Source organism: Mycobacterium sp. (assembly GCF_025933915.1).
Lineage (GTDB): Bacteria > Actinomycetota > Actinomycetes > Mycobacteriales > Mycobacteriaceae > Mycobacterium.
Map to the genome: position 1 here is coordinate 1 of NZ_JAICZA010000269.1, position 3,451 is coordinate 3,451.

Here is a 3,451-nt window from a genome sequence, read left to right on the forward strand (position 1 = left end):
CGCAGTGCGGCGGCCGGCATGGCGCGCCGTCGACGCTGGCAAGACACCCGGGCACCGGGTCGGGACCACTCACCCGTTCCGCCGACCGGCCGTACCGCAATTCGTCGATCAGGTCGGCGGCCATTTGCGCAAAGCGGGGATGGGCGTTCGGTGTCGACGCCCGCACCATCGCTATCCCCGCCGCCTCGGCCTGGGACGCCAACTCGTGGTCGAGGTCCCACACCACCTCGATGTGGTCGGCCACAAACCCGATCGGGCAGACGATGACGGCCTTGGTACCGGCCTCCGCCAGCGTCGCTAGATGGTCGCCGACGTCGGGCTCCAGCCACGGAACCTGGGGCGGCCCCGACCGCGACTGCCACACCAGGTCGTACCCGGCATGCCCGGCGGCGGCCGCCACAAGCCTTGCGGCGTAGGCGACTTGGCGGCTGTACAACCGTGGGCCCAGGCGCTCGTCGGCCGCCACCGGGATCGAATGCGCGGTGAACACCAGCCGCGCGCCCGGGGGAACCGTCGCGGCCGCGTCGGCTATCGCCCCGGCGAACATTTCGACAAAAAGCGGGTGGTCGAAATACGGCCGCAGCTTGACCAGTTCGGGCGCGTCCGCCCCCGCCGCCCGGCGCGCCCGGGCGATGTCCTCGACGTATTGAGTGCAGCTGGAATAGCCGCTCCACGCCGAGGTCGCGAATACCGCTGCCCGCCGAATTCCGTTGTCGCGCATCGTCGCGACGGTGTCTTCGACGTACGGCTCCCAGTTGCGGTTGCCGAAATAGACCGGTACGTCCAGGCCGCGGCCGGCTAGCTCGGTGCGCAACTGCTCGATCAGCGCCAGGTTGATCCGGTTGATCGGCGACACGCCGCCGAAATGCATGTAGTGTTCGGCCACCTGGTCGAGACGTTCCGGCGGCACATTGCGGCCCCGGGTGACGTTTTCCAAGAACGGCCGAACCTGCTCGGGACCTTCCGGACCACCGAAGGACAGCAACAGGACGGCATCAAAATCCATGGAATTCCATTGCTGTCTAGAGCAATTGGGTGCTCGCGCCACCGTCGGCGTAGATGATCGACCCCGTCGTCGCCGGCAGCCAATCCGACAGCAGCGCGCACACCGTCTTGGCGACCGGTGTCGGATCCTTCATGTTCCAGCCGATCGGCGCGCGCTGGTCCCAGCCCTCTTCGAGCAGCTGCATCTGGGCGCCGGCCTCTTCGCCGAGCGCACCGCCGACGATTGCGCTCATGGCCAGCGTCCGGATCGGGCCCGCGGCAACAAGATTGGAGCGGACGCCGAACTTACCCGCCTCGCGCGCCACGAACCGGTTGACCGATTCCAGCGCGCTCTTGGCCACCGTCATCCAGTTGTAGGCCGGCATCGCACGGCTCGGGTCGAAGTCCATGCCCACGATGGAACCGCCGGGGTTCATGATCGGCAGCGCCGCCTTGGCCAGCGAGGCGTACGAATACGCCGAGATGTGAATGCCTTTGGAGACATCCTCGTACGGCGCGTCGAAGAACGGGTTGATGCCCATTCCCGTCTGAGGCATGAAACCGATCGAGTGCACCACGCCGTCGAGCTTGTTGCCGTCGCCGATCTCGGCCGTCACCCGCTCGGCGAGCGAATCCAGGTGCTCCTCGTTTTGCACGTCGAGTTCGATCAACGGCGCCTTCTCCGGCAGCCGGTCGGCGATGCGCTGAATCAGGCGCAACCGGTCAAACCCGGTCAGCACCAGCTGCGCTCCCGCTTCCTGGGCCGCCTTGGCGATGTGAAACGCAATCGACGAGTCGGTGATGATCCCAGAGATCAGGATCCGTTTGCCGTCGAGCAATCCTGTCATGTCCGTCCTTAAAGTCCTTGTGTAGTAACTATATTCAGTGGCCCATACCCATGCCGCCATCGACCGGGATGACCGCACCGGAGATGTAGCTCGCATCCTCGGACGCCAGGAAGCTGACCACCCCGGCGACCTCGGCGGCGGTGCCGACCCGCTTCGCAGGGATGAATTGCAGTGCCCCCTCCTGGATCCGCTCATCGAGCGCGCGGGTCATGTCGGTGTCGATGTAGCCCGGCGCCACGACGTTCGCGGTCACGTTGACCTTCGACAGCTCCCGGGCGATCGAGCGGGCCATGCCGATCACACCGGCCTTCGAGGCCGCGTAATTGGCCTGGTTGCCGATGCCCCAACTGCCGGAGACCGACCCTATGAAGATCATTCGGCCGAACTTGTTTCGCTGCATGGTGCGCGACGCCCGCTGCGCCACCCGGAACGCGCCGGTGAGGTTGGCGTTGATGACCTTCTCGAACTTTTCCTCGGTCATCCGCATGAGGAACGCGTCCGCGGACAGCCCGGCGTTGGACACCAGCACCTCGACCGGGCCCTGGTGCTCCTCGACCTCGTTGAAGGCTCGATCGACGGCGTCGTTGTCGGTGACGTCGCACTCGACGCCGAACAGCCCCTCGGGCGCCCCGGATCCGCGATGCGTGACGGCCACCTTGTGGCCGTCGGCGGCCAGCCGTTGCGCGATCGCCAGACCGATCCCCCGGTTTCCGCCGGTGACCAGGACCGAACGGGCTACGAATGCGGGTCTGCCGTAGTCGGCAGCACTTTCGGTGGTGCTCTCGGTGGCCGTGTCCGTCACCCCGTCAACCTATCGTCTCGGCCCGCCATGGCCGAAACCTCCCCCTTTTCACACCTCCCCCCTTTCACACCGCGGCCTCCCCCTTTCACCCCGCGGGTGTAACCAGGCCGCGATTCTCGGGCCGGATTTTCGCAGTGAGGTTACGCGCGCGAGGCCTTGTCGGTGTGGTCCAGCACACTCTCGTCATGAGCGAGCCCTTTCTGGGCAGCGAAGCCCTGGCCGTCGGCGCGGTGACGCCCTATGAGCTGCGTAGCCGGTACGTCGCGCTGCACAAAGACGTGTACCTACCGAAGGATGCCGAGTTGACGCCCGTGTTGCGCGCCAAGGTGTGCTGGCTGCGCTCGCGGCGGCGCGGCGTCCTGGCCGGCTTCTCCGCCTCCGCGATGCACGGCGCTAAATGGATCGATCCGTCCCGTTCCGCCGAGATCATCGATACCAATCGCCGCCGCGCCTCCGGAGTGCGCGCCTTCGAGGAACGCATCGAGTCCGACGAGATCACCGTCGTCGAGCAGATGCGCGTCACTACGCCGGCGCGCACCGCACTCGACCTGGCCCGCCGCCATCCCCGAGGGATCGCCGTCGCTGCGATCGACGCTCTGGTGCAAGCGACCGAGCTGAAGATGGCGGACGTGGAGGTGCTCACGGACCGCTACCGTGGCCGTCACGGCATCAACGCCGCCAGGCCGGTTCTCGAACTGGTCGACGGCGGGGCTCAGTCCCCGAAGGAAACGTGGCTACGTCTGCTGTTGACGGATGCAGGCTTCCCGCGGCCGCAGACACAGATCGCGGTGCGCAACGAATGGGGTTGGGCCGAGGC

General features: G+C 66.8%; 4 protein-coding genes. 1 reads left to right on the plus strand and 3 read right to left on the minus strand.

Annotated features, from left to right (window positions below):
• The 3 genes from Q0W90_RS23765 to fabG1 form a co-directional block, all read right to left on the minus strand.
• Positions 1-1,006 (minus strand): ferrochelatase (locus Q0W90_RS23765; protein ID WP_297777048.1); only part of this gene is annotated, 1,006 nt, incomplete at its 3' end.
• Positions 1,007-1,022: 16 nt separating this feature from the next.
• The gene (gene inhA / locus Q0W90_RS23770) at positions 1,023-1,832 is read right to left on the minus strand and encodes an NADH-dependent enoyl-ACP reductase InhA (protein WP_297777052.1); all 810 of its coding nucleotides are present in this window, start codon (positions 1,830-1,832) and stop codon (positions 1,023-1,025) included.
• Between the two features lie 34 nt (positions 1,833-1,866).
• Positions 1,867-2,634, minus strand: a complete 768-nt coding sequence (gene fabG1 / locus Q0W90_RS23775) for a 3-oxoacyl-ACP reductase FabG1 (RefSeq protein WP_297600260.1) — start codon at positions 2,632-2,634, stop codon at positions 1,867-1,869.
• 185 nt (positions 2,635-2,819) lie between these two features.
• Between fabG1 and Q0W90_RS23780 the strand changes: the two genes are divergently transcribed.
• The coding region (locus Q0W90_RS23780; RefSeq protein WP_297777056.1) for a type IV toxin-antitoxin system AbiEi family antitoxin at positions 2,820-3,451 on the plus strand (632 nt) is incomplete at its 3' end.